General features: G+C 39.4%; 38 protein-coding genes and 1 rRNA gene. 37 read left to right on the top strand and 2 right to left on the bottom strand.

Annotation, left to right across the window (positions count from 1 at the left end; translation table 11 throughout):
- The first annotated feature begins 11 nt into the window (after nucleotides 1-11).
- The 34 genes from rpsS (at nucleotide 12) to BIV60_RS11640 (ending at nucleotide 20,215) form a co-directional block, all read left to right on the top strand.
- Complete coding sequence (rpsS, locus tag BIV60_RS11805; RefSeq protein ID WP_026574091.1) at nucleotides 12-290, top strand: 30S ribosomal protein S19; 279 nt, start codon at nucleotides 12-14, stop codon at nucleotides 288-290.
- 17 nt (nucleotides 291-307) lie between these two features.
- Nucleotides 308-649 carry a 50S ribosomal protein L22 gene (gene rplV / locus BIV60_RS11800; protein WP_042453964.1) on the top strand — a complete coding sequence of 114 codons (342 nt, stop codon included), beginning with the start codon at nucleotides 308-310 and terminating at the stop codon, nucleotides 647-649.
- 3 nt (nucleotides 650-652) lie between these two features.
- Entirely contained in the window at nucleotides 653-1,309 is a 657-nt protein-coding gene (rpsC, locus tag BIV60_RS11795; protein WP_071355934.1) for a 30S ribosomal protein S3, read from the top strand.
- 1 nt (nucleotide 1,310) lies between these two features.
- On the top strand, nucleotides 1,311-1,745 hold the full coding sequence (gene rplP / locus BIV60_RS11790; protein WP_071355933.1) for a 50S ribosomal protein L16: 435 nt from the start codon (nucleotides 1,311-1,313) through the stop codon (nucleotides 1,743-1,745).
- Entirely contained in the window at nucleotides 1,735-1,935 is a 201-nt protein-coding gene (gene rpmC, locus BIV60_RS11785) for a 50S ribosomal protein L29 (RefSeq protein ID WP_026574095.1), read from the top strand. The genes rplP and rpmC overlap by 11 nt, the downstream gene beginning before the upstream one ends.
- 21 nt (nucleotides 1,936-1,956) lie before the next feature.
- Entirely contained in the window at nucleotides 1,957-2,220 is a 264-nt protein-coding gene (gene rpsQ, locus BIV60_RS11780) for a 30S ribosomal protein S17 (RefSeq protein ID WP_066321295.1), read from the top strand.
- Nucleotides 2,221-2,259: 39 nt separating this feature from the next.
- Nucleotides 2,260-2,628, top strand: a complete 369-nt coding sequence (gene rplN, locus BIV60_RS11775) for a 50S ribosomal protein L14 (RefSeq protein WP_071355932.1) — start codon at nucleotides 2,260-2,262, stop codon at nucleotides 2,626-2,628.
- A 36-nt stretch (nucleotides 2,629-2,664) separates the two neighbouring features.
- On the top strand, nucleotides 2,665-2,973 hold the full coding sequence (gene rplX / locus BIV60_RS11770) for a 50S ribosomal protein L24 (RefSeq protein ID WP_071355951.1): 309 nt from the start codon (nucleotides 2,665-2,667) through the stop codon (nucleotides 2,971-2,973).
- A gap of 27 nt (nucleotides 2,974-3,000) precedes the next feature.
- Nucleotides 3,001-3,540, top strand: coding sequence for a 50S ribosomal protein L5 (gene rplE / locus BIV60_RS11765; RefSeq protein WP_071355931.1), 540 nt, complete (start codon nucleotides 3,001-3,003; stop codon nucleotides 3,538-3,540).
- A 24-nt stretch (nucleotides 3,541-3,564) separates the two neighbouring features.
- On the top strand, nucleotides 3,565-3,750 hold the full coding sequence (locus tag BIV60_RS11760) for a type Z 30S ribosomal protein S14 (RefSeq protein WP_071355930.1): 186 nt from the start codon (nucleotides 3,565-3,567) through the stop codon (nucleotides 3,748-3,750).
- 30 nt (nucleotides 3,751-3,780) lie between these two features.
- A complete protein-coding gene (rpsH, locus tag BIV60_RS11755) occupies nucleotides 3,781-4,179 on the top strand; it encodes a 30S ribosomal protein S8 (RefSeq protein WP_071355929.1) in 399 nt (132 codons plus the stop codon).
- Between the two features lie 31 nt (nucleotides 4,180-4,210).
- Complete coding sequence (gene rplF, locus BIV60_RS11750; protein WP_071355928.1) at nucleotides 4,211-4,747, top strand: 50S ribosomal protein L6; 537 nt, start codon at nucleotides 4,211-4,213, stop codon at nucleotides 4,745-4,747.
- Nucleotides 4,748-4,784: 37 nt separating this feature from the next.
- Nucleotides 4,785-5,147 carry a 50S ribosomal protein L18 gene (gene rplR, locus BIV60_RS11745; protein ID WP_071355927.1) on the top strand — a complete coding sequence of 121 codons (363 nt, stop codon included), beginning with the start codon at nucleotides 4,785-4,787 and terminating at the stop codon, nucleotides 5,145-5,147.
- Between the two features lie 24 nt (nucleotides 5,148-5,171).
- A complete protein-coding gene (gene rpsE / locus BIV60_RS11740; protein WP_066094729.1) occupies nucleotides 5,172-5,672 on the top strand; it encodes a 30S ribosomal protein S5 in 501 nt (166 codons plus the stop codon).
- A 13-nt stretch (nucleotides 5,673-5,685) separates the two neighbouring features.
- Nucleotides 5,686-5,865, top strand: a complete 180-nt coding sequence (gene rpmD, locus BIV60_RS11735; RefSeq protein WP_026574104.1) for a 50S ribosomal protein L30 — start codon at nucleotides 5,686-5,688, stop codon at nucleotides 5,863-5,865.
- Between the two features lie 33 nt (nucleotides 5,866-5,898).
- Nucleotides 5,899-6,339 carry a 50S ribosomal protein L15 gene (rplO, locus tag BIV60_RS11730; protein ID WP_071355926.1) on the top strand — a complete coding sequence of 147 codons (441 nt, stop codon included), beginning with the start codon at nucleotides 5,899-5,901 and terminating at the stop codon, nucleotides 6,337-6,339.
- The gene (gene secY, locus BIV60_RS11725) at nucleotides 6,339-7,634 is read left to right on the top strand and encodes a preprotein translocase subunit SecY (protein WP_071355925.1); all 1,296 of its coding nucleotides are present in this window, start codon (nucleotides 6,339-6,341) and stop codon (nucleotides 7,632-7,634) included. Before rplO ends, secY begins: the two co-directional genes overlap by 1 nt.
- A gap of 57 nt (nucleotides 7,635-7,691) precedes the next feature.
- On the top strand, nucleotides 7,692-8,336 hold the full coding sequence (locus BIV60_RS11720) for an adenylate kinase (RefSeq protein WP_071355924.1): 645 nt from the start codon (nucleotides 7,692-7,694) through the stop codon (nucleotides 8,334-8,336).
- Between the two features lie 315 nt (nucleotides 8,337-8,651).
- Nucleotides 8,652-8,870 carry a translation initiation factor IF-1 gene (gene infA, locus BIV60_RS11715; RefSeq protein WP_034676129.1) on the top strand — a complete coding sequence of 73 codons (219 nt, stop codon included), beginning with the start codon at nucleotides 8,652-8,654 and terminating at the stop codon, nucleotides 8,868-8,870.
- A 37-nt stretch (nucleotides 8,871-8,907) separates the two neighbouring features.
- Nucleotides 8,908-9,021 (top strand): 50S ribosomal protein L36, encoded by a 114-nt coding sequence (rpmJ, locus tag BIV60_RS11710; protein WP_000868344.1) that lies wholly within the window; start codon nucleotides 8,908-8,910, stop codon nucleotides 9,019-9,021.
- Between the two features lie 24 nt (nucleotides 9,022-9,045).
- Nucleotides 9,046-9,411, top strand: a complete 366-nt coding sequence (gene rpsM, locus BIV60_RS11705; protein WP_071355923.1) for a 30S ribosomal protein S13 — start codon at nucleotides 9,046-9,048, stop codon at nucleotides 9,409-9,411.
- A gap of 21 nt (nucleotides 9,412-9,432) precedes the next feature.
- Nucleotides 9,433-9,822 (top strand): 30S ribosomal protein S11, encoded by a 390-nt coding sequence (gene rpsK / locus BIV60_RS11700; RefSeq protein ID WP_024027886.1) that lies wholly within the window; start codon nucleotides 9,433-9,435, stop codon nucleotides 9,820-9,822.
- A gap of 177 nt (nucleotides 9,823-9,999) precedes the next feature.
- The gene (locus BIV60_RS11695; RefSeq protein ID WP_071355922.1) at nucleotides 10,000-10,944 is read left to right on the top strand and encodes a DNA-directed RNA polymerase subunit alpha; all 945 of its coding nucleotides are present in this window, start codon (nucleotides 10,000-10,002) and stop codon (nucleotides 10,942-10,944) included.
- A 64-nt stretch (nucleotides 10,945-11,008) separates the two neighbouring features.
- Nucleotides 11,009-11,371, top strand: a complete 363-nt coding sequence (gene rplQ / locus BIV60_RS11690; protein WP_071355921.1) for a 50S ribosomal protein L17 — start codon at nucleotides 11,009-11,011, stop codon at nucleotides 11,369-11,371.
- Nucleotides 11,372-11,733: 362 nt separating this feature from the next.
- Complete coding sequence (locus tag BIV60_RS11685; RefSeq protein ID WP_071355920.1) at nucleotides 11,734-12,573, top strand: energy-coupling factor ABC transporter ATP-binding protein; 840 nt, start codon at nucleotides 11,734-11,736, stop codon at nucleotides 12,571-12,573.
- The gene (locus tag BIV60_RS11680) at nucleotides 12,549-13,418 is read left to right on the top strand and encodes an energy-coupling factor ABC transporter ATP-binding protein (RefSeq protein WP_071355919.1); all 870 of its coding nucleotides are present in this window, start codon (nucleotides 12,549-12,551) and stop codon (nucleotides 13,416-13,418) included. Before BIV60_RS11685 ends, BIV60_RS11680 begins: the two co-directional genes overlap by 25 nt.
- Nucleotides 13,415-14,212, top strand: coding sequence for an energy-coupling factor transporter transmembrane component T family protein (locus BIV60_RS11675; protein ID WP_071355918.1), 798 nt, complete (start codon nucleotides 13,415-13,417; stop codon nucleotides 14,210-14,212). Before BIV60_RS11680 ends, BIV60_RS11675 begins: the two co-directional genes overlap by 4 nt.
- A 14-nt stretch (nucleotides 14,213-14,226) precedes the next feature.
- Nucleotides 14,227-14,967, top strand: coding sequence for a tRNA pseudouridine(38-40) synthase TruA (gene truA / locus BIV60_RS11670; protein ID WP_071355917.1), 741 nt, complete (start codon nucleotides 14,227-14,229; stop codon nucleotides 14,965-14,967).
- 255 nt (nucleotides 14,968-15,222) lie between these two features.
- Nucleotides 15,223-15,660 (top strand): 50S ribosomal protein L13, encoded by a 438-nt coding sequence (gene rplM / locus BIV60_RS11665; protein ID WP_071355916.1) that lies wholly within the window; start codon nucleotides 15,223-15,225, stop codon nucleotides 15,658-15,660.
- A gap of 20 nt (nucleotides 15,661-15,680) precedes the next feature.
- Nucleotides 15,681-16,073 carry a 30S ribosomal protein S9 gene (gene rpsI, locus BIV60_RS11660; RefSeq protein WP_026574304.1) on the top strand — a complete coding sequence of 131 codons (393 nt, stop codon included), beginning with the start codon at nucleotides 15,681-15,683 and terminating at the stop codon, nucleotides 16,071-16,073.
- A 277-nt stretch (nucleotides 16,074-16,350) separates the two neighbouring features.
- On the top strand, nucleotides 16,351-17,058 hold the full coding sequence (locus tag BIV60_RS11655) for a hypothetical protein (RefSeq protein ID WP_071355915.1): 708 nt from the start codon (nucleotides 16,351-16,353) through the stop codon (nucleotides 17,056-17,058).
- 571 nt (nucleotides 17,059-17,629) lie between these two features.
- Nucleotides 17,630-18,073 (top strand): YbaK family protein, encoded by a 444-nt coding sequence (locus BIV60_RS11650; RefSeq protein WP_071355914.1) that lies wholly within the window; start codon nucleotides 17,630-17,632, stop codon nucleotides 18,071-18,073.
- A gap of 68 nt (nucleotides 18,074-18,141) precedes the next feature.
- Nucleotides 18,142-18,873: an N-acetylmuramoyl-L-alanine amidase CwlD gene (gene cwlD / locus BIV60_RS11645; RefSeq protein WP_071355913.1), complete on the top strand. Its 732-nt coding sequence runs from the start codon at nucleotides 18,142-18,144 to the stop codon at nucleotides 18,871-18,873.
- 286 nt (nucleotides 18,874-19,159) lie between these two features.
- Complete coding sequence (locus BIV60_RS11640; protein WP_071355912.1) at nucleotides 19,160-20,215, top strand: Mrp/NBP35 family ATP-binding protein; 1,056 nt, start codon at nucleotides 19,160-19,162, stop codon at nucleotides 20,213-20,215.
- Nucleotides 20,216-20,311: 96 nt separating this feature from the next.
- On the opposite strand, the gene gerD is transcribed toward BIV60_RS11640, so the two are convergent.
- Nucleotides 20,312-20,941, bottom strand: coding sequence for a spore germination lipoprotein GerD (gene gerD / locus BIV60_RS11635; protein WP_071355911.1), 630 nt, complete (start codon nucleotides 20,939-20,941; stop codon nucleotides 20,312-20,314).
- 148 nt (nucleotides 20,942-21,089) lie between these two features.
- Here gerD and BIV60_RS11630 point away from each other — a divergent pair, with 148 nt between their 5' ends.
- Nucleotides 21,090-21,776 (top strand): KinB-signaling pathway activation protein, encoded by a 687-nt coding sequence (locus BIV60_RS11630; protein ID WP_071355910.1) that lies wholly within the window; start codon nucleotides 21,090-21,092, stop codon nucleotides 21,774-21,776.
- A gap of 28 nt (nucleotides 21,777-21,804) precedes the next feature.
- Here the strand turns inward: BIV60_RS11630 and pdaB are convergent, their stop codons facing one another.
- Nucleotides 21,805-22,557: a polysaccharide deacetylase family sporulation protein PdaB gene (pdaB, locus tag BIV60_RS11625; RefSeq protein ID WP_071355909.1), complete on the bottom strand. Its 753-nt coding sequence runs from the start codon at nucleotides 22,555-22,557 to the stop codon at nucleotides 21,805-21,807.
- Nucleotides 22,558-22,692: 135 nt separating this feature from the next.
- Here pdaB and BIV60_RS11620 point away from each other — a divergent pair, with 135 nt between their 5' ends.
- Together BIV60_RS11620 and BIV60_RS11615 are read left to right on the top strand one after the other, a co-directional pair.
- Entirely contained in the window at nucleotides 22,693-22,923 is a 231-nt protein-coding gene (locus BIV60_RS11620; RefSeq protein WP_071355908.1) for a hypothetical protein, read from the top strand.
- 249 nt (nucleotides 22,924-23,172) lie between these two features.
- A 16S ribosomal RNA gene (locus BIV60_RS11615) occupies nucleotides 23,173-23,339 on the top strand; the annotation flags it as partial.

Genomic DNA, 23,339 nt, shown 5'->3' with positions numbered 1-23,339 from the left:
GAGGTTCATTCATGGGTCGCAGCTTAAAAAAAGGACCATTCGTTGATGATCATTTAATGGTTAAGATCGAAAAGTTAAATGAAACTGAAGGCAAGCAAGTTGTTAAAACTTGGTCACGCCGTTCTACGATCTTCCCACAATTTATCGGACACACTATAGCAGTTTATGATGGTCGTAAACATGTGCCTGTATATGTAACTGAAGACATGGTTGGACACAAGCTTGGAGAATTTGCTCCAACTCGTGCTTACAAAGGCCATGGTAATGATGATAAGAAAACAAGACGTTAAGAGAGGAGGCCATCCAAATGCAAGCTAAAGCTGTTGCAAGAACAGTTCGTATTGCTCCTCGTAAAGCACGTTTAGTCGTCGATTTAATCCGAGGTAAGCAAGTTGGTGAAGCGGTGGCGATTTTAAATCTCACTCCTAAGGCTGCTTCTCCAATCGTTGAGAAAGTTTTAAAATCTGCTATGGCAAACGCCGAGCACAACTATGAAATGGACGTAAATAACCTGGTAGTTGCACAGGCATTCGTTGATGAAGGACCAACTTTAAAACGTTTCCGTCCTCGCGCTATGGGCCGTGCTAGCCAAATTAACAAACGTACTAGTCATATTACAATCGTTCTATCAGAAAAGAAGGAGGGGTAGTCAGTGGGTCAAAAAGTAAATCCAGTCGGTTTGCGTATTGGAATCATCCGTGATTGGGAATCTAAATGGTACGCAGGCAAAGACTTTGCTGATCTTTTACACGAAGACCTTAAAGTTCGTGAATACATCACGAAGCGTTTAAAAGATGCTTCTGTTTCTAAAGTAGAAATCGAACGTGCTGCAAACCGTGTAAACGTAACTGTTCATACAGCTAAGCCAGGTATGGTTATCGGTAAAGGCGGTACAGAAGTTGAAGCACTTCGTAAAGCATTAAATCAACTAACTGGCAAACGTGTTCACATTAACATTCTTGAAATCAAGAGAGCGGACATTGATGCGAAATTGGTTGCAGAGAATATTGCTCGTCAATTAGAAAACCGTGTATCTTTCCGTCGTGCACAAAAGCAAGCGATTCAACGTGCTATGCGTGCTGGTGCGAAAGGTATTAAAACAATGGTATCCGGTCGTTTAGGCGGTGCAGATATTGCTCGTTCAGAACATTACAGCGAAGGAACAGTTCCACTTCATACGCTTCGCGCCGACATCGACTATGCTACAGCTGAAGCAGACACTACTTATGGTAAGCTTGGCGTAAAAGTATGGATCTATCGTGGAGAAGTCCTTCCTACTAAGAAGAAAACTGAGGAAGGAGGCAAATAATATGTTATTGCCAAAACGCGTAAAATATCGCCGTCAACACCGCGGGAAAATGCGTGGAAATGCGAAAGGCGGCACTGAAGTAACTTTCGGTGAATTCGGCCTACAAGCATTAGAAGCTTCTTGGATTACAAACCGTCAAATCGAAGCTGCACGTATCGCGATGACTCGTTACATGAAACGTGGCGGTAAAGTTTGGATTAAAATTTTCCCACATAAGCCTTATACTGCAAAGCCTCTAGAGGTGCGGATGGGTTCTGGTAAAGGTGCACCTGAAGGATGGGTAGCTGTTGTAAAACCAGGAAAAATTATGTTTGAAATCGCTGGCGTTTCGGAAGAAATCGCACGTGAAGCTCTTCGTCTTGCAATGCACAAACTTCCTGTAAAATGTAAGTTTGTAAAACGTGAAGAAATTGGTGGTGAATCAAATGAAAGCTAATGAACTTCGTGACCTTACCACTGCTGAAATTGAACAAAAAGTTAAATCTTTAAAAGAAGAGCTTTTCAACCTTCGCTTTCAATTGGCGACAGGACAACTTGAAAATACGGCTCGTATCCGTGAAGTACGCAAAGCGATTGCTCGCATGAAAACTGTGATTCGTGAGAGAGAAATCAGCGTAAACAAGTAATAGTGAGAGGAGGTTCACATAATGAGTGAACGTAACCAACGCAAAGTTTACACTGGACGCGTTGTTTCTGACAAAATGGATAAAACCGTTACAGTTTTAGTCGAAACATACAAAAAGCATCCATTATACGGTAAACGCGTTAAGTACTCTAAAAAGTATAAAGCTCATGATGAGCAAAATCAGGCAAAAGTTGGCGACATCGTACGTATCATGGAAACTCGTCCACTTTCAGCTACAAAGCGCTTCCGCCTAGTAGAAGTAGTAGAAAAAGCAGTTATTATTTAATTGTTCGGTTAAGCTTCATACCGAAGGGAGGTTACACGCATGATTCAACAAGAATCACGTTTAAAAGTTGCTGACAACTCTGGTGCTCGTGAAGTACTTACTATTAAGGTTCTCGGTGGTTCTGGTCGTAAAACTGCTGGTATCGGCGATATTATTGTATGTACAGTAAAACAAGCAACACCAGGTGGCGTTGTTAAAAAAGGTGATGTGGTTAAAGCTGTTATTGTACGTACAAAAAGCGGTGCACGTCGCACAGATGGTACCTATATTAAATTCGACGAAAACGCATGTGTAATTATCAAAGATGATAAGAGCCCACGCGGTACACGTATCTTCGGACCAGTTGCCCGCGAACTTCGCGAAAACAACTTTATGAAAATCGTTTCTTTAGCTCCAGAAGTATTATAATTTTAAATTCAAATGCCTTTAAGGAGGTGCTTAATGATGCATGTGAAAAAAGGTGACAAAGTAAGAGTCATCTCTGGTAAGGATAAAGGCAAAACAGGTGTTATTCTATCTGCTTACCCTAAAGAAGCCCGAGTGCTTGTAGAAGGCGTAAACATCGTAAAAAAACACACTAAGCCTTCTCAAGTGAATCCACAAGGTGGAATCATCAGCCAAGAGGCTCCAATTCATGTATCAAACGTTATGCCTATCGATCCTAAATCTGGTAACCCGACTCGTGTAGGTTACAAAACGGTTGATGGCAAAAAAGTACGTGTAGCAAAATCCGGTGAAGTTTTAGATAAATAGTTTAAATTAAGAAGGGAGGTACAATAAGTGAACCGCCTAAAAGACAAATTTGCAAAAGAAATTTCTCCTGCTCTAATGAGCAAATTCAATTATGAATCAGTAATGCAAGTGCCAAAAATTGATAAAATCGTTATTAACATGGGTGTTGGTGACGCAGTTCAAAATGCTAAAGCACTTGATAATGCTGTAGAAGAACTTGCTACAATTACTGGTCAAAAGCCAGTCGTAACTCGTGCGAAAAAATCTATCGCTGGTTTCCGCCTTCGTGAAGGTATGCCAATCGGTGCAAAGGTTACTCTTCGCGGAGAGCGCATGTACCAATTCTTGGACAAATTAGTTTCTGTATCATTACCTCGTGTACGTGACTTCCGTGGTGTTTCTAAGAAATCATTCGATGGTCGTGGTAACTACACTTTGGGTATTAAAGAACAGTTAATCTTCCCAGAAATTGATTACGATAAAGTAACTAAGGTTCGTGGTATGGATATCGTTATCGTAACCACTGCTAATACCGATGAAGAAGCTCGTGAGTTGTTAACTCAAGTTGGAATGCCATTCCAAAAGTAATCGCTAAATAAGGGAGGCGAAAACGTGGCTAAAAAGTCAATGATTGCGAAACAAAAGCGCGCGCCTAAATACAAAGTACAAGAGTACACACGTTGCGAACGTTGCGGACGTCCACACTCTGTATATCGTAAATTTAAGCTTTGCCGTATTTGTTTCCGTGAATTAGCATACAAAGGACAAATTCCTGGTGTTAAAAAAGCCAGCTGGTAAAATTATAGGGTTTGGAAGGAGGTAAAAATAATGGTCATGACAGATCCAATTGCTGATTTGCTTACTCGCATTCGTAATGCGAATATGGTACGTCACGAAAAGTTAGAAGTACCTGCTTCTAATATCAAAAAAGAAATCGCTGAAATTCTTAAGCGCGAAGGTTTCGTACGTGACGTTGAATTTATTGATGACAACAAACAAGGTATTATCCGTATCTTCCTTAAGTACGGTGCAAATAACGAACGTGTTATTACTGGTCTTAAACGCATAAGCAAGCCTGGTCTTCGTGTTTACGCTAAATCCACTGAAGTACCACGCGTACTAAATGGTCTTGGTATTGCACTAGTCTCTACATCATCAGGTGTTATAACTGATAAAGAAGCGCGTGCAAAACAAGTTGGCGGAGAAGTATTAGCTTACGTTTGGTAATAGAGTTTCTGAAAGAATGGAGGTGCACTAAATGTCTCGCGTAGGAAAAAAACCAATTGAAATTCCAGCTGGAGTTACAGTTGCTTTAAATAATCATACCGTTACTGTAAAAGGACCTAAAGGCGAATTGACTCGTTCTTTTAATCCTGAAATTACAATCAACGTGGAAGAAAATGTGATCAACATCACTCGTCCATCTGACGTGAAGGAACACCGTGCATTACATGGTACAACTCGTGCTGTTATTGCAAACATGGTTGAAGGTGTTTCTAAAGGCTTCGAAAGAGGTTTAGAATTAATCGGGGTTGGATACCGTGCGCAAAAACAAGGTAACAAGCTTGTTTTAAACGTTGGTTATTCTCATCCTGTTGAAATTGAGCCTGAAACAGGACTTGAAATTGAAGTTCCTTCTAATACAAAAGTTATTGTTAAAGGTTCTGACAAAGAACGCGTTGGTGCGTTAGCTGCTAACATTCGTCAAGTTCGCCCGCCAGAGCCGTATAAAGGCAAAGGTATTCGTTACGAAGGTGAATTCGTTCGTCGTAAAGAAGGTAAAACTGGTAAGTAATAACTAGCCTTATTGTTAAACGAAAGGGGTGACGTAAATGATTACGAAGCTTGATAAAAACGCTGTTCGCCTTAAAAGACATGCTCGTGTTCGTGCGAAACTTAGCGGAACTTCAGCTCGTCCACGTCTAAATGTGTTTCGTTCTAATAAACATATTTATGCTCAAATTATCGATGACATGAATGGAGTTACTTTAGCAAGTGCTTCAACTCTAGATAAAGAATTAAATCTTGAGTCTTCAAGCAATGCTGATGCTGCACAAAAGGTCGGAGAATTAGTTGCAAAACGTGCAGTTGAAAAAGGTATTACGAATGTTGTCTTTGACCGTGGAGGATACCTTTATCATGGACGTATTCAAGCGCTAGCTGATGCAGCCCGCGCGAACGGCTTACAATTTTAATAGACAAAGGAGGGACACAAAAAGATGCGTCGTATTGATCCAAACAAACTTGAACTAGAAGAACGCGTGGTTACGGTTAACCGTGTTGCGAAAGTTGTTAAAGGTGGCCGTCGTTTCCGTTTCACTGCTCTTGTAGTAGTTGGAGATAAAAACGGTCATGTCGGATTCGGTACTGGTAAAGCTCAAGAGGTACCGGATGCGATTCGTAAAGCTATCGAAGATGCGAAGAAAAACTTAGTCGAAGTACCTATGGTTGGAACTACTGTTCCTCACCAAGTAATTGGTCGTTTCGGTGCTGGCGAAATCCTTTTAAAACCTGCTTCTGAAGGTACAGGAGTTATCGCTGGTGGACCAGTTCGTGCCGTTCTTGAATTAGCTGGTGTTGCTGATATCCTTTCAAAATCTTTAGGAACAAATACACCAATTAATATGGTTCGTGCAACTGTAGAAGGTTTAAAACAATTAAAACGTGCTGAGGACGTAGCAAAATTACGTGGTAAATCAGTAGAAGAACTGTTAGGATAAGGGGGGAATTCAAATGGCGAAACTATTAATTACCCTCAACCGTAGTCTAATCGGTCGCCCTGAAGACCAACGTGCGACAGTTACTGCGCTTGGATTACGCAAATTAAATCAAACAGTTGAGCATCAAGATAACGCTGCTATTCGCGGTATGATTAACAAAGTTGCTCACCTTGTAACAGTAAAAGAACAATAATTGATTGTTTTCTTTCATAAAGGAGGTGCCAATATGAAACTTCATGATTTAAAACCTGCTGAAGGTTCTCGTAAAGAACGTAAACGTCTTGGACGCGGTATCGGTTCTGGTCAAGGTAAAACTGCTGGTAAAGGTCATAAAGGTCAAAACGCTCGTTCCGGTGGCGGTGTTCGCTTAGGATTTGAGGGTGGTCAGACACCATTATTCCGTCGTTTACCAAAACGTGGATTTACAAATATCAATCGTAAAGAATACGCTGTTGTGAACCTTGATGCTCTTAATCGCTTTGAAGAAGGTACTGAAGTTACTCCAGAACTTCTTATCGAAACAGGTGTTGTTAAGAACGAACGTGCAGGAATTAAAATTCTTGCTAATGGGAACGTAGAGAAAAAGTTGACTGTTAAAGCTCATAAATTCTCCTCTGCGGCCAAAGAAGCAATTGAAGCTGCCGGTGGAAGCACTGAGGTGATCTAATGTTCCAAACAATCTCCAATTTTATGCGCGTGGGTGATATAAGACGAAAGATTCTATTCACCCTTTTAATGTTAGTAATCTTTCGTCTAGGTACATTTATTCCTGTGCCTAATGTAAATGCTGATGTGCTTAGTGCTCAGGATAAACTTAGTGTATTCGGTGTTTTAAATACCTTTGGAGGTGGAGCATTAAAACAATTCTCCATCTTTGCAATGGGTATTATGCCGTATATCACTGCATCAATTATTATCCAGCTTTTGCAAATGGATGTTGTTCCAAAATTCACTGAATGGTCTAAGCAGGGAGAAGCTGGACGCCGGAAAACTGCTCAGTTTACTCGCTATTTTACTGTTGTGCTTGGATTTATCCAAGCATTAGGTATGTCCTACGGTTTCAATAACCTTGCAAATGGCCAATTGATTCAAAATCCGGGAATTGGTACGTATCTATTAATTGCGGTAGTTCTAACTGCCGGTACTTCATTCTTAATGTGGCTTGGTGAGCAAATAACTGAAAAAGGTGTTGGAAATGGAATTTCCATCATTATTTTTGCAGGGATTGTTGCCGGGATCCCAACCACAGTGAAACAAATTTTTGTGCAACAGTTTGAAAATGCTGGTGAAGCATTATTTATACGAATTGTTACCGTTATTTTAATTGTTATTGCTGTCATTGCTATTGTTGTGGGTGTTATTTTTATTCAACAAGCAAATCGCAAAATTCCAATCCAATATGCCAAACGTGTTGTGGCAGGACGTAATCCAGTGGGAGGACAATCCACCCATATGCCATTAAAGGTTAACGCAGCGGGAGTAATCCCTGTTATCTTTGCCATATCCTTTATTGTGACGCCGAGAACGATTGCTTCTTTCTTTCCGCAAAACAACGTAACCATTTGGATTAATAAAATATTTGATTATTCTCATCCAATTGGGATGATCATTTATGCAGCATTAATTATCGCGTTTACTTATTTCTATGCTTTTATTCAAGTTAACCCTGAACAAGCAGCGGAAAACCTGCAAAAGCAAAGTAGCTATATTCCGGGCATTCGTCCTGGAAAAAGCACACAAGAATATTTAACGCGTGTACTATATCGTTTAACTTTTGTCGGAGCACTCTTCTTAGCAGCAATTTCGGTTCTTCCGGTTATCTTTATTAAGGTAGCGAATCTTCCGCAATCTGCTCAAATAGGCGGAACAAGCTTACTGATCGTTGTCGGGGTTGCCCTTGATACGATGAAACAGCTTGAAGCTCAATTAGTTAAACGGCATTATAAAGGTTTTATTAAATAAATGGTTTTGGGGACCGTGTCCCCTTAAAGCCAAACAAAAGCACGAGGGGGAATACGTGTGAATTTAGTATTAATGGGGCTTCCGGGTGCTGGTAAAGGCACACAAGCCGAGAAAATAGTTGAAAAATACGGCATCCCTCATATCTCTACTGGAGATATGTTCCGTGCAGCGATGAAAGAAGGAACAGAACTAGGATTAAAAGCTAAATCCTTTATGGACAAAGGCGAGCTTGTTCCGGATGAAGTAACAATTGGAATTGTTCGTGAACGATTAAGTAAAGAAGACTGTCAAAAGGGATTTTTACTTGATGGCTTTCCTAGAACAGTACCTCAGGCAGAAGCATTGGAAACTCTTCTTGTTGAACTTAGCAGGTCAATCGATTATGTTATTAACATTGATGTTGACAAGAATATCCTAATGGAGCGTTTGACAGGTCGCCGAATTTGTAAAGATTGTGGCGCTACTTATCATCTTGTGTTTAACCCACCAGCTCATGAGGGGAAATGCGATCGCTGCGGCGGAGAACTATACCAACGAGCAGATGATAATGCAGAAACTGTGCAAAATCGTTTAGATGTTAATATTAAACAATCCCAACCATTGTTGGATTTCTATGAAACAAAGGGATATTTACGCACGATCAATGGCCAGCAAGATATTAATATAGTATTTGCTGACATTGAGCGATTACTTGGGAAGTAATTGAATGACGAAGTGTAAAACCAGGCTAATGTCTCTCGAACATCTCCGATAAGATTCTAACTTTTTGGATGCAAATCGTTTTTCATTGTACGTGAGTATGCAGGACACGGTGTTTGGCAAAACTTACATGGTGACGCTGGATTTTTCAGCATAGACCGCGTCTTAAAGCCTGGCATAGAAATTTAAATTTCTAATTGTTACTAAGAGACGTGATGCAGGTCATTATGTTATAATCGTATGGTTGAACTTTGATTTGCACTTTTAAAGAGTTTTTAAATAAATGACAATCTGAAAAAGAGAAGGGAGACGTGTCTAATGGCCAAAGATGATGTAATTGAAATCGAAGGTAAAGTCCTTGAAACTTTGCCGAATGCAATGTTTAAGGTAGAATTAGAAAATGGTCATACTGTGCTAGCTCATGTTTCTGGTAAAATTCGAATGCACTTCATTCGAATCCTTCCGGGTGACAAAGTGACTGTTGAGCTTTCTCCATATGACTTGACACGCGGAAGAATTACCTACCGCTTTAAATAATCTGCTTGCACTCCGTACTACTAAGGAGGTTAGGATAATGAAAGTAAGACCATCTGTTAAACCGATCTGCGAAAAGTGCAAAGTTATCCGTAGACGCGGTAAAGTCATGGTTATCTGTGAAAACCCTAAACATAAACAAAAACAAGGTTAATTTTTGAAGGAGGTGCGCTAAAATATGGCACGTATTGCTGGTGTAGATATTCCACGTGAAAAGCGTGTAGTTATCTCATTAACTTACATTTATGGTATTGGTAAAAATACAGCACAAAAAGTCTTGGCAGAAGCTGGTGTTTCTGAAGATACAAGAGTGCGTGATTTAACTGAAGACGAATTAAATAAAATCCGTGATATCATCGACAAGTTAAAAGTTGAAGGTGATCTTCGCCGTGAAGTTTCTCTTAACATTAAGCGTTTAATGGAAATCGGCTGCTACCGCGGATTACGCCATCGTCGCGGCTTACCGGTTCGTGGACAAAATACAAAAAACAACGCTCGTACACGCAAAGGTCCTCGTAAGACTGTTGCGAACAAGAAGAAGTAATCGGCAAAGGAGGTTATTTAAATGGCACGTAAAACGAATACACGTAAACGTCGTGTTAAAAAGAATATTGAATCAGGTATTGCACATATCCGTTCAACATTTAACAATACAATTGTAACAATCACTGATGTCCATGGTAATGCAATTTCATGGTCAAGTGCGGGTGCGCTTGGATTTAGAGGTTCTCGTAAATCTACTCCATTCGCAGCGCAAATGGCTGCAGAAACTGCAGCAAAAACTTCTATCGAACACGGTATGAAAACGTTAGAAGTAACGGTTAAAGGGCCTGGTGCAGGACGTGAAGCTGCAATTCGTGCTCTGCAAGCTGCTGGTCTTGAAGTAACAGCAATTAAAGATGTTACTCCTGTTCCACATAATGGATGCCGTCCACCAAAACGTCGTCGTGTTTAATTTTTCTGTATAGACTTTAATATCCTTGTCTATAATGGGATATGATACAAATTTTTCCGTTCATACAGAAGATTTATTCCAGTTGTTGTGCACAAAACGGGAACGTATACATGGGGGAATTTCGATTAGAACATTTTCTTAATCGAGGTTTTTGACGTTTTGAAGGAGGGTTAATTGATGATCGAAATAGAAAAACCAAAAATCGAAACGGTTGAGATCAGCGATGATGCCAAGTACGGGAAGTTCGTCGTAGAGCCGCTTGAGCGTGGATATGGTACCACTTTGGGTAACTCCTTACGTCGTATCCTATTATCTTCACTCCCAGGTGCCGCTGTTACATCGATTCAGGTCGATGGGGTACTTCATGAGTTCTCAACAATTGAAGGCGTCGTAGAGGATGTAACATCCATCATTTTAAACATTAAAAAATTAGCTATTAAAATCTACTCTGATGAAGAGAAGACTCTTGAAATTGATGTTCAAGGCGAAGGACCTGTCTTAGCTGGTAATATTACCCATGATAGTGATGTAGAGATTTTAAATCCAGACCTTCATATTGCAACATTAGCTTCAAACGGTCATCTACGCATGCGTTTAACTTCTAGACGCGGACGCGGCTATACACCGGCAGATCAAAATAAGCGTGAGGATCAACCGATTGGTGTGATTCCAATTGACTCTATTTATACTCCGGTATCAAGAGTGTCCTATCAGGTAGAAAATACTCGTGTAGGTCAAATGACAAATTATGATAAGCTAACGCTTGATGTTTGGACAGATGGAAGCACTGGGCCAAAAGAAGCGATTGCTCTTGGTTCGAAGATTTTGACCGAGCATTTGAATATTTTCGTTGGGTTAACTGACGAGGCTCAAAATGCTGAGATTATGATTGAAAAAGAAGAAGATCAGAAAGAAAAAGTTCTAGAGATGACAATAGAAGAACTTGATTTATCTGTTCGTTCTTATAACTGCTTAAAGCGTGCTGGCATTAATACTGTTCAGGAATTAGCTAATAAAACTGAAGAGGATATGATGAAAGTACGGAACCTTGGTCGCAAATCACTAGAAGAAGTAAAAGCGAAACTAGAAGAACTAGGATTAGGTTTACGTAAAGACGACTAGTTCAGCCGCGTATTGGCTGATTGCGAGAATTTTTTAATGACTTCAACAAAGGAGGGAACCCTTCATGGCATACAGAAAGTTAGGACGCACAAGCGCACAGCGTAAAGCTATGCTTCGTGATTTAACAACTGATTTAATCATCAACGAGCGCATTGAAACAACAGAAACTCGCGCGAAAGAAATTCGCTCAACTGTTGAAAAAATGATCACTTTAGGAAAACGCGGTGATTTACATGCTCGCCGTCAAGCTGCTTCTTACGTTCGTAATGAGGTTGCTGATGCTGAGAATAACACAAGCGCATTACAAAAACTTTTCACTGATATCGCTCCTCGTTATCAAGAGCGCCAAGGTGGATATACTCGTATTATGAAACTTGGACCACGCCGCGGTGACGGTGCGCCAATGGTTATCATCGAGTTAGTTTAATACACACTTATCTGACAACAAGGGCGCTGGACAGTTTACAATCAAACTTGTTCTTTGCCCTTTTGTTGTATCATTATTTTAATAATGTACGAACCAAGCCAAAAAGAGTGTTACGATGGGCGTGACCCTATAATTTTAGGAGCTCATAAGGAGAACCAGCATCTCCACTGGAAGAATAATGTTGATTAATATTATATTCTTTTCACGTCTCGTCTAGCTCATGCACCTCTCCCATTTCCTGAAGGAATTCCAATTAATCGGCAGATGATTTTCGTTCCTGCCAGGGAAGAGGTGCAGGCTTTTTTTGTATGTAGTAAAATATCAGTAGAGTTTAGCTTGAGTCGAGATAGGGGGAATCTTTCATGAAAAAACCTATTGTATCCCTTGATAACGTTTCTTTCAAATATGACGGTCAGGACCGCCATGCCCTTCAGAATGTAAGTTTTCAAGTTTTGGAAGGAGAGTGGCTGGCAATTGTGGGCCATAATGGCTCAGGAAAGTCCACGACAGCGAAACTTTTAAATGGGCTGCAATTTCCGCAACAAGGTGAAATTACTGTTTGTGGTAAAAAATTATCGGAAGAATCCGTTTGGGATATACGGGAAAAATTAGGGATGGTATTCCAGAACCCGGATAATCAATTTGTAGGGACCACTGTACAGGATGATGTGGCTTTTGGTTTAGAAAACCACGGCATTCCCAGAGAGGAAATGACCCAAAGGGTAGGAGACTCTTTACGAAAAGTAAAAATGGATCAATTTCTTAATCAAGAGCCCCACCATCTTTCAGGTGGCCAAAAACAGCGAGTAGCTATTGCAGGTGTACTTGCTCTAAGACCTTCGATTATTATTTTGGATGAAGCGACATCGATGCTAGATCCAAGAGGAAGAGAAGAGGTGTTAGAGACTGTTCGCGCTTTGAAGGATGAAAAGCAGCTGACCGTAATATCCATCACCCATGACTTAGAAGAAGCAGCTAAGGCTGATCGGATCATTGTGATGAACCGAGGAAAGGTTTTCCGTGAGGGAACTGCGGAAGAAATTTTTTCAATGGATGAAGAGTTAATTCAATTAGGACTGGATATCCCTTTTTCCGTGAAAATGAGTAAAGCTTTCCGTCAAGAAGGAATTGAACTATCAAAACATTATTTAACGGAAGATGAGTTGGTGACTGAGTTATGGACATCTCACTGCAGCATGTAGAATACCGTTATCAAGTAAATTCCCCATTTGAACGACTGGCCATAGAGGATGTCTCCATCGATATTAAAACTGGAACCTACCTGGCTATTATTGGCCATACTGGCTCCGGAAAGTCCACAGTATTACAGCATTTAAATGCGCTTCTGCAGCCTACTGCAGGAACGGTCGTAATTGGAACCCATGAAATTAAAGCAAAGCAGAAAAATAAAAATCTTAAACCGGTACGACAAAAGGTGGGAATTGTCTTTCAGTTTCCAGAACATCAATTGTTCGAAGAAACCGTTGAAAAGGATATTATTTTTGGTCCGATGAATTTTGGGATTTCTGAAGAAGAGGCAAAAGATAGAGCCCGGACTGCTCTTAAACAAGTGGGATTATCAGATGAAATATTGGGTAAATCGCCTTTCGACTTATCAGGAGGCCAAATGCGCCGTGTTGCCATAGCGGGTGTTCTTGCCATGGAACCGGACGTTATCGTCCTGGACGAGCCGACGGCTGGATTAGACCCAAGAGGCCGCAAAGAAATTATGGACATGTTTTATCGTTTGCATAAGGAAAGAGGATTATCAACGATTTTGGTTACTCACAGTATGGAGGATGCCGCACAATATGCGGACCAAATCGTGATTATGCAGCAAGGAAAAGTAGTAAATAAAGGTACACCAGAAGAAATTTTCACTGCAACAGAGGAATTGCTTCACATGGGGTTGGATGTTCCAGAAGTGGTCCGCTTCCAGCTTAAGCTTGAAAAAATAATGGGTAAAAAGTTGGATAAAACCTATTTAACCATTGATGAGCTGGCTTCTGCTGTTACACAATTAATAGGCAGAGGTGAGCGGGTATGATGGAAAAAATGATTTTTGGGAGATTTGTCCCCGCAGATTCTGTTGTACATCGGATGGATCCCCGTTCTAAGTTAATCATTATTTTTTTATTTGTTTGTATCATTTTTTTTGCGAACAATTGGATGACTTACGTACTTATTGGAATTTATACCTTTTTTATGATTGCCTTATCGAAAATACCTGTTCGTTTTTTGTACACTGGGCTTAAACCCATTATTTGGCTTGTGCTTTTCACATTTGTTATGCAGCTGCTGTTTACGAAGCAAGGTAACCTGTTGTTTCATATAGGGCCGTTGAAGGTTTATGAGCAAGGTCTTAGAATGGGGATCTTTATTTCCTTAAGGTTCTTTTTTTTAATTTTAATGACATCGTTATTAACGTTAACAACGACACCAATTGAAATAACGGATGGACTTGAAACAATATTACATCCATTGAAAAAAATCCGATTTCCTGTACATGAAATGGCCTTAATGATGTCGATTGCATTGAGATTCATTCCCACTCTTATGGAGGAAACTGATAAAATTATGAAGGCGCAAATTGCCAGGGGCGTTGAGTTTTCCAGTGGGCCGATCAAAGAGAGAATAAAAGCAATCATCCCGCTTTTAATTCCGCTCTTTGTGAGTTCATTTAAACGGGCAGAAGATCTTGCAATTGCCATGGAGGCAAGAGGGTACCGAGGCGGGGAAGGAAGAACGAAATATCGCCAATTAAACTGGAGTAATCGTGATTCTATCCAAATTGCCGTGTTTGTACTTTTAACTATTCTATTAATTTTATTACGTTCATAATGGAGAGAAGACCAATGCAGCGCTATAAATGCATCATATCCTATGATGGATCCGAGTTCTCAGGCTATCAGATTCAACCAAGTAAACGTACCGTTCAATTGGTGCTTGAGGACGTTTTAACCAAAATGCATAAAGGTAATGCTGTGAAAGTTAGTGCTTCGGGAAGAACAGATGCAGGAGTTCATGCAAAGGGTCAGGTCATTCATTTTGATTCACCGCTCTCCATTCCTGAAAATAAGTGGGAAGTTGCCCTTAATTCCTTACTGCCAGAGGATCTTGCGGTATTATCTGTTGAGAAGATTCATGATTCGTTTCATGCCCGTTTTGATGCTGTTGGCAAAGAATACCGCTATTTTTTGCGGCTTTCCACGAAAAGAGACCCATTTCAGAGAAAATATGCCTACCAGTATTCATTTCAGTTAAATATGGACGCAATTAGAGAGGCTATACCCAATCTCTTGGGGACTCATGATTTTACGAGCTTCTGTTCCGCAAAAACAGAAGTAGAAGATAAGATTCGAACGTTAGAATCGATTGAGATTACTGTTGACGACGATATGCTTATTTTTCGTTTTAAAGGGAATGGCTTTTTGTATAATATGGTGAGAATTTTAGTCGGAACATTGTTGGAGGTTGGATCAGGTGAACGAAACCCATCTGATTTACTCGAAATTCTGCAAGCAAAGGACCGGAAATGTGCCGGAAAAACAGCACCGGCGCAAGGATTGTATCTTTGGAAGGTATTCTATGAATAAATTTTCATTAATACAACCTAACCAGGTGTAACATTTTCTTGACATATCGCTTCCAAGTATTTATTATATTATATGTGTGTGTTTTTAATCCCACGATAAAGCCCCGGAAAGTCTTAATCGTGATTGAAAATATATGATTTGGAAAATGGCCGCACAAGGGCAGTGAATGTTCATTCCCGGAACAGAATGGACGCTTACGGCTTTGAAGGTGCGAAAGAATAATCTTTTTACGGATATAAATTAGGAGGGAAACTCATGCGTACAACATTTATGGCAAATGCCAACAATATCGAGCGTAAATGGTACGTAATTGATGCTGAAGGCAAAACTCTTGGTCGTCTTGCTTCTGAAGTTGCATCAATTCTACGTGGTAAAAATAAACCAACTTTTACACCACATGTTGACACTGGTGATCATGTGATCATTATCAACGCTTCTAAAGTTGAATTAACTGGTAAGAAATTAACTGACAAGATTTACTATCGTCACAGCTTACACCCAGGCGGTTTAAAACAAAGAACTGCTCTTGAAATGCGTACTAACTATGCTGAGAAAATGATCGAGCTTGCTGTTAAAGGTATGCTTCCAAAGAATTCTCTTGGCCGTCAAATGTTCAAAAAATTACACGTTTATGCTGGTAGCGAGCACAAGCACCAAGCACAACAACCAGAAGTTTACGAACTTCGCGGATAATTTAAAGGGAGGGAATTAACTTGGCACAAGTTCAATATATTGGTACTGGTCGTCGTAAGAGCTCTGTCGCACGTGTGCGCTTAGTTCCAGGTACAGGTAAAATTGTAATTAACAATCGTGACATTGAAAACTATATTCCATTTGAAGCTTTACGCGTTGTTGTAAGACAACCATTAGTAGCAACTGAAACAGTTGGCAGCTACGATGTTCTTGTAAACGTAAAAGGCGGTGGCTACACTGGTCAAGCTGGCGCAATCCGCCACGGTATTGCACGTGCATTACTTCAAGCTGATCCAGAATACCGTCCAACATTAAAACGCGCTGGTCTATTAACTCGTGACGCACGTATGAAAGAACGTAAGAAATACGGTCTTAAAGGCGCTCGTCGTGCACCTCAGTTCTCAAAACGTTAATATTCTTTATATATCAGCGTTTACAGCCCTTTCTCGAATTGCCGAGGAAGGGTTTTTTATTAGTATAAAACTAAGTTATTATTAACAGGACAAAATTCTCTTTTTCTTAGCATATAATTCAATTTATAATAGTGAGAGGGCTTTATTGTCAAATCAAATTAAACGTTTAGAAAAGTGCCTCAACAAAGGGGCTGATTGGTTCGTTTTTTTCGTATCGCTGGGCGATATAATGTAAATAAACTAAAAATCTTCCTATTAAATAGAAAGGAGGTATAATATGCGAGGGGATATTCAACCGAATGAACGAGCTTTCACTTCTAAGGAAGTGGCAGAAGAAGTGGGGATTGCTACACCCACTGTTCGAAAGTATGGCCAAATCTTAGAGCGGAATGGATATGAGTTTTTAAAAGATGGCGACCGACGTATCTTTGTTCAATCCGACATCGAAGCGCTTATAGCGTTACGCGATACAAAAAAGCCTCTAGATGATACAGCTAAAGACCTTGTATCCCAGCAAAATGAACGATTAGAAGGAAACAATACAACAGGAATTGCGGTATCCGATACATATAGAGATTTACCACATGACCCTAATCAATTAAAAGAGATGTTAAGGTTTTTAGTTAATGAACTTGCAGCCACACGTGAAATGAATGTCCAACTGACAAATGATATGTCACAGCTTAAAACTGCGGTTTCTCGACTCCAACAAGATCATCATGTTATAAGTTCCACTATTGGTAATTCAGCGCAAAAAACTCATGTGAAAATTGAAAAATTAGCTGAACATCAAAATATTCAATACGAAACATTGCTGGAACAAGAAAAACAAATAAGCGATTTCCTACAAAAAGAAATACAAAATCTGCGGGACGAACAGAAAAAAGAATGGTGTTCACAAAATGATTTTAATAAACGTTTAGAAGAAGCGATACAAAAGCCTAAAGAAAAATGGGAATGGCTTTTCTCTTTATTTCGAAAATAAGGGCCTACTAAGGCTTTTGGGGTAATCGTTGAGGGGAAAATTTTGATGTGGAAACAAATGTTAGTTTTTCCTGCTGCAAGCTATTTTTTGAGTATGTATCGCTGGGCGATATAACTTGGATTGGATTCAAAACCTTCATAGCTTAAAGCGTTACTTGATACAGTAAAGACCTAGACGATACAGCTGAAGACTTAATATAGATAAAAAACTGAAACAGTCATTGAGAAATGCGATACATATAAATTAAAGTTTAGATATATTGAGCCCGAAGACAACCCTCAAAAACAGAAATTCCATTGTTTTAAATAGGATTTATTATATTTCAAATTTCAACATATTCCCGGGAAATAATACAAAATCTGAGTAGATCCAATAAATCTAATCTTAGATGAAGGGATTATTCCGTTGATAGATGCTGTTGTGGTGCAAGTGATGTTTATTGGTTGAAAAATAATTAAAGATTTTAAAGTCCAGTCAAAATGGCTGGATTTTTTAAACCATAAAATTGGCAGCTGAAATTTTGCATTTCTTAGGATTAAGGGATGAAGAATAGTCCTAAGAGGTGAAAACTGTGACTGTTATTACAACCTTTAAAGAAAAGAAACGGGATAAACAAATAAAATATGAGCGTTCAGTCCTTAGAGACTTATCGATAAAAACATTAAAAGAAAGGGTTCAGCAATATTTTGGGTCCTCAAGAATCACATCAAGTTTTGTCATGCATGCAGGTGTGGAAGAGGCTTGTTACGATGTGGCGCTGGAAGCCTTTCTTTTAGGGGCTAAGTACAGTAAATTTGGTCATTATGGCGAAAATATCGAAGAAGTTAGAAAACGCTGCTACAAGGAAGAAAGGCATTTAGTTGATACCCTTTTTAATTTTTTACTTTATTGGGGTAACGGAGAGGAAGGGACGATGAGTGAATCCCTTTACTATCTTTGTGAACAATATATTAATGTCTGGTGGCTTGAAGGATACCAAAAAGGTGAACGACGGCATAAGCTACGTCTGCACTAGGTAATCCATTAGTTCTAAATCATCCCCTTGTCCCATATATTTAAATGAACATGGACGAGCGGGAAGGAATGATTTGGTTGCTAAAGAGAAGAGTAAAAATTATAGCGTTCTCTGTGGGTTTACTTTTATTGTTCCTGATTTTGCAACATGATTTTATGGAAGATAAATCATGGAAATCATGGAATCTGCCCTTATCAGGGAAAATCATTTTAATTGACCCGGGTCATGGTGGTCCTGATGGAGGCGCCGGCGATGGAAAAACCTTAGAAAAGGATATTGCTTTGGATATTTCCTTTAAGGTCAGGGATTTTCTCCAGCAGCACGGTGCCCTCGTTATGATGACGAGAGAGAAAGATGAGGACTTGGCGGACCCTACAACAAGGGGGTATAGCAGAAGAAAGGTAGAAGATCTAAAGCAAAGGCTTAAAACGATTAATAGCAATGATATAAACCTTTTTGTTAGTATTCATTTAAATGCCATTCCTTCTGCCAGATGGAGCGGAGCCCAAACCTTTTATTCCCCCCATTATAAAGAAAACGAAAAAGCAGCAAAATTTATTCAAGATGAGTTAAGGCGTAATTTGGAAAATACCAATCGAAAAGCTAAGCCTTTAGGCCATGTCTATATTTTAAAAAATGCGAAAAAGCCTGGAGTATTAGTTGAGGTCGGCTTCTTATCCAATCCTGCAGAAAAGGAATATTTAAAAACCGACGAATACCAAGAAAAAGTAGCTGCATCCATTTATAAAGGGATTATTCGTTATTTTACGTATGAAAAAGAATTAAAAGAAACAGATTAAGGGAGATGAGCATTTCGCTCATCTTTTTGATTTTGTCTAGCTTCAGCACCTAGCCCCTCTGGGGAAAAAATGAACTGTTTTTTTCCTAGGTCGCTTCGGTCCTGGCGATGAAGTCAAATGCCGACTTCACCGTCAAGCCCGCAAGCAGCAGTCGGGGCTTACCAAGGCGCTTCCGCTTTTCTTTACAATATTAGAACAGGGTTTACTGTGATTCAGTTAACTGTTTTTATTCAGAGTTATGGTATACTTGAATTTGGAAACGAATTCAATGGTGAGGTGTTTTTACATGCTAACAGAAGCAAAAGTCCGTGAAATTCTTGGCGGCTTAAAAGAACCATTTTTACATAAAACATTATTAGAATTAAATGCAATCGAGGAAATAAAAATTAAAGAAGAAAAAAACCATGTCAGCGTTAAAGTTGATATAGCAAAAACCGGAACGGCCGAGCAACTACAATTGCAAACACAAATTGTAAATGTATTAAAAGAAGCTGGAGCGGTCACTGTAGGGATTCGCTTTGGTGAATTGTCTGAAGAGGTGCTTACGGCCCATCGCCACTCAGCTGAAGAAACGGAGGATAAAGGTTTACTTTCGTCTAAAAATACAACCTTTATTGCGATTGCTTCTGGTAAAGGTGGCGTAGGTAAATCTACTGTATCAGTTAACCTTGCTGTTGCTTTAGCCCGTCTAGGTAAAAAAGTAGGGCTGATTGATGCAGATATTTACGGGTTTAGTGTACCGGATATGATGGGAATTACTAAGCGGCCTGTAGTTAGAGGAGAAAAAATTATTCCAGTTGAACGTTTCGGAGTTCAAGTCATTTCTATGGGATTCTTTGTCGAGGATAATGCGCCAATCATTTGGCGTGGACCAATGCTTGGAAAAATGCTGAACAGCTTCTTCCATGAAGTCGAATGGGGAGAAGTGGATTATTTATTGTTAGACCTTCCTCCAGGAACAGGGGACGTTGCATTAGATGTTCACACCATGCTTCCGGCATGTAAGGAAATTATCGTTACAACACCACATCCGACAGCGGCATTTGTAGCGGCCCGTGCCGGTGCAATGGCAGTTCGTACGGAACATGAAATCCTGGGTGTAATTGAAAATATGGCTTATTTTGAAAGTAAGCAGTCTGGCGAAAAAGAATACGTATTTGGCCGCGGTGGTGGAGATAAATTGGCGGAAGAATTAAATACAGAAGTACTTGGGCGTCTACCGCTAAACCAGCCTGATTGGAATGACGAAGATTTTGCCCCATCTGTGTATCAAGAGGACCATCCAATCGGAAAAATTTATATAGATATTGCTGAAAAAGTGACAAGTCTTTTAAAGAAATAACAAAAAAACCTCTTCCTTAATTGGAAGGGGCTTTTTTGGTTGATGGGAAAGCGGAATAAGGACAACACTATTCAAGTGGGCCTTTATTATGGTTAATTAGGCACCGCTGCTGCCGCCCTTACCGCTTTGCCCGCCGCTTGATTGGCTTCCGCCACTATCTTTTCCGCCGCTTGAACTATTTTTTACATCCTCTGCAGCTTTAAGCAGAAGTTCCTGCATTTTAGCTTTAAATAACGGACTCTCGATCGTTTCGGCAATTACCTTTTGAAGATGCTCACGGTATTCTTTACTTTTTAATGCATCCGCTAATTCCTTTTGGATTTCCGGCTCTTTAAAAACTTGAATCATCATACCTCTATACTGAGGGTCATTCATTAAATCCTTTAGCAGCTTTTCGTTTTCGGATCTCATGTTTTTGGCAACACCTTGAGCAAATTTTGGATCACTGAAGGTTTTTTTCCAAAAGGTTGTTGCTTTATCGGAAGTAAGGGTTTGTTCAATTGTCTGTGAAACCATCTTCTGGTCCATCACTAACTTTTCCTTCATTTTATCATCAGACATCACTTCTTGAATTGCCTTCTTACCATCATCAGTTTTTAGAATATCAACGACCATTTTTTTTGTTTGGTCATAATCAACTTGTCCACCGCTGCTGGTGTCTGTGGATGCGCAGCTGGATAACAACATCATGATGGGTAGGAGGAGCAGTATAATTTTCGCTTTCATTTGAAAAGCTCCTTTCACATAAGAATCCTTAATTTTATGATGAAGAAAATTGAGAAAGATTATGCGTGAAGGATTTTAAAATATGGATTTTTCAAAAATGGATTGGTACAATCATTAGGAATGCATATTTATTTTGGAGGTTTATGGTGTGACAAGCCGCAATTGGGTAAAACTGTTTTTGAACACTTTATTGGTGGGCGGGCTCACAACGGCTATTGTGGGTTTTATTGTTCGCTGGAGTGAATTTCAGCATTATTTTACTGAATTTAACCTAATTGATATAATATCAACAACAATATGGTTAATTGTTATGGGATTCCTTTTTAGTGTCATTAGTCAAATGGGCTTTTTTGCTTATTTAACCATACATAGGTTTGGTTTAGGGATTTTTAAGTCAACCACCCTTTGGAATGGGGTTCAAACGGTGCTCATTCTATTTTGCCTGTTTGATTTGGTTTATATGCGTTATGCAGCATTTGCAAAGCCGGGGGATTCTGTTATGCCCTATATTGGGGTAGCGTTAATTCCATTCCTCATTGGTTTGGCTGTTGCCTGGTTTAAGAGTAAACAAACGAATCTAACGGCTTTTATTCCTGCTTTATTTTTTATGGTTGTTGTAACAGTTGTGGAATGGGTTCCTGTCCTGCGGGTTAATGAAAGAAGCTGGGTATACCTTATGGTTTTTGGTCTCTTGGCCTGTAATGCGTATCAATTATTGATTCTTCAAAAATTAAATGAACGTTCCGATCAGGAAAGACAAAATCGCAAAAATGCAGCGGCTGGGAATAAGCATAAAGCTGTAAAAAATAAAACCAATAAAAAACCGTCCCTTTAGAATGAAAAGGGGCGGTTTTTGTGTGAGGTTATTTTATTTCTTTTGAACTGACATGGCCATTAGCGATCATTTCCGAAACGGAAATAAGCTTTAAGCCTTTATGGTGAATTTCTTGAATAATTGCCGGCAAAGCCTTTAAGGTTTGCTTAGCTGAATCAGATGCATGTAAAAGAACGATATCTCCTTTTTTTGCTTTTTCAACATTCGCTACAATGGTTTTAACGCCGGGATTTGTCCAATCCTGCGAATCCACACTCCAATGGACAACCGTATACCCATACACTTCAGCAATTTTTAACGTTCTTTCATCGAAGTGCCCGGTTGGAGCACGCAGAAGTTTAATATTTTTTACATTTAATTTAGTAAAAACTTCTTGGGCTTTTGAAATGTCTTTGCGAATTTTTGCATCCTCTAAACTTTTATAATTCTCATAGGCGTAGCCAAGGATGCCTATTTCGTAACCTTCTTTTACAATGCTGCTGACGATATCGGGATGACGCTCAGCCCATGATCCTGCTAAAAAGAATGTTGCAGATTTGACTCCTTCTTTTTTTAAAGTGTTTAAAATCGGTTTGGCTTTTTCATCCCCCCAGCCTATATTAAAAGATAAGGCAATGTCTTTTTCGCCGCGATAAATCGCTTTAGGACCATCTTTTGTAGAAAAAACGGGGAATTGGGCAATATTCTGCATGTAAAGGAACCACGCCGTAAAAAAAGCAGCAATTAAGATTAATGAAAAGTTTTTCAACGACTTGCCGTTTAATACATAAAAAAACTTCATCCTGACCACCTCGTCCATTACCATCCTTGTCTCAACTTATGACGCGATTTTTAAGAATATGAATAAAGTTTTTTATTATAAAATTGAATTATTTGGAAAACACTACTAGAACAGAAATTTACTGGAGGTCATTGGATGCTGGGAATACTAATTAACCAAAAAGAAGTAAAAGAGATGGAATATTTAATCAAGCGGGAAATGGATGAAATTCTCTTTGATTTAAGGGATGAGCGGATTGACCATATTGTGAAAAGAGCAATGGAAGAGAGATATAAAGTGTTATTTACTTTATTTAGACGAGTTGCTTCACCAAGTGAATGTTTGAAATATATGAGAAAAGACAAAAGAAGCAGAAAAAAAGGGTAGTTTTTTTAAAAAGAATTATTGACATATTTTTATTATCCTGTTATATTTATAAACGTCGCTGCTGACGTAATAAACAATTGAAAATAATTGTTGACAATGCGATTTGCGAGTGATATATTTAAAAAGTCGCTTTTGAGCGATAATGAGAAATTGATCTTTGAAAACTAAACAAACAAAACGTCAACAAACAATAATTATTCATTTCATTTATTGAAGTGAAGCCAACGTAAAATTCGAGCTACATCAACTTTCTTGGAGAGTTTGATCCTGGCTCAGGACGAACGCTGGCGGCGTGCCTAATACATGCAAGTCGAGCGAATCAATAGGAGCTTGCTCCTGTTGATTAGCGGCGGACGGGTGAGTAACACGTGGGCAACCTGCCTGTAAGACTGGGATAACTTCGGGAAACCGGAGCT

The organism is Bacillus sp. MUM 116 (assembly GCF_001866655.1).
Classification (GTDB): domain Bacteria; phylum Bacillota; class Bacilli; order Bacillales; family Cytobacillaceae; genus Neobacillus.
Note: the sequence above shows the minus strand (reverse complement) of the source record. Positions and strands in the feature narration are given on the sequence as shown.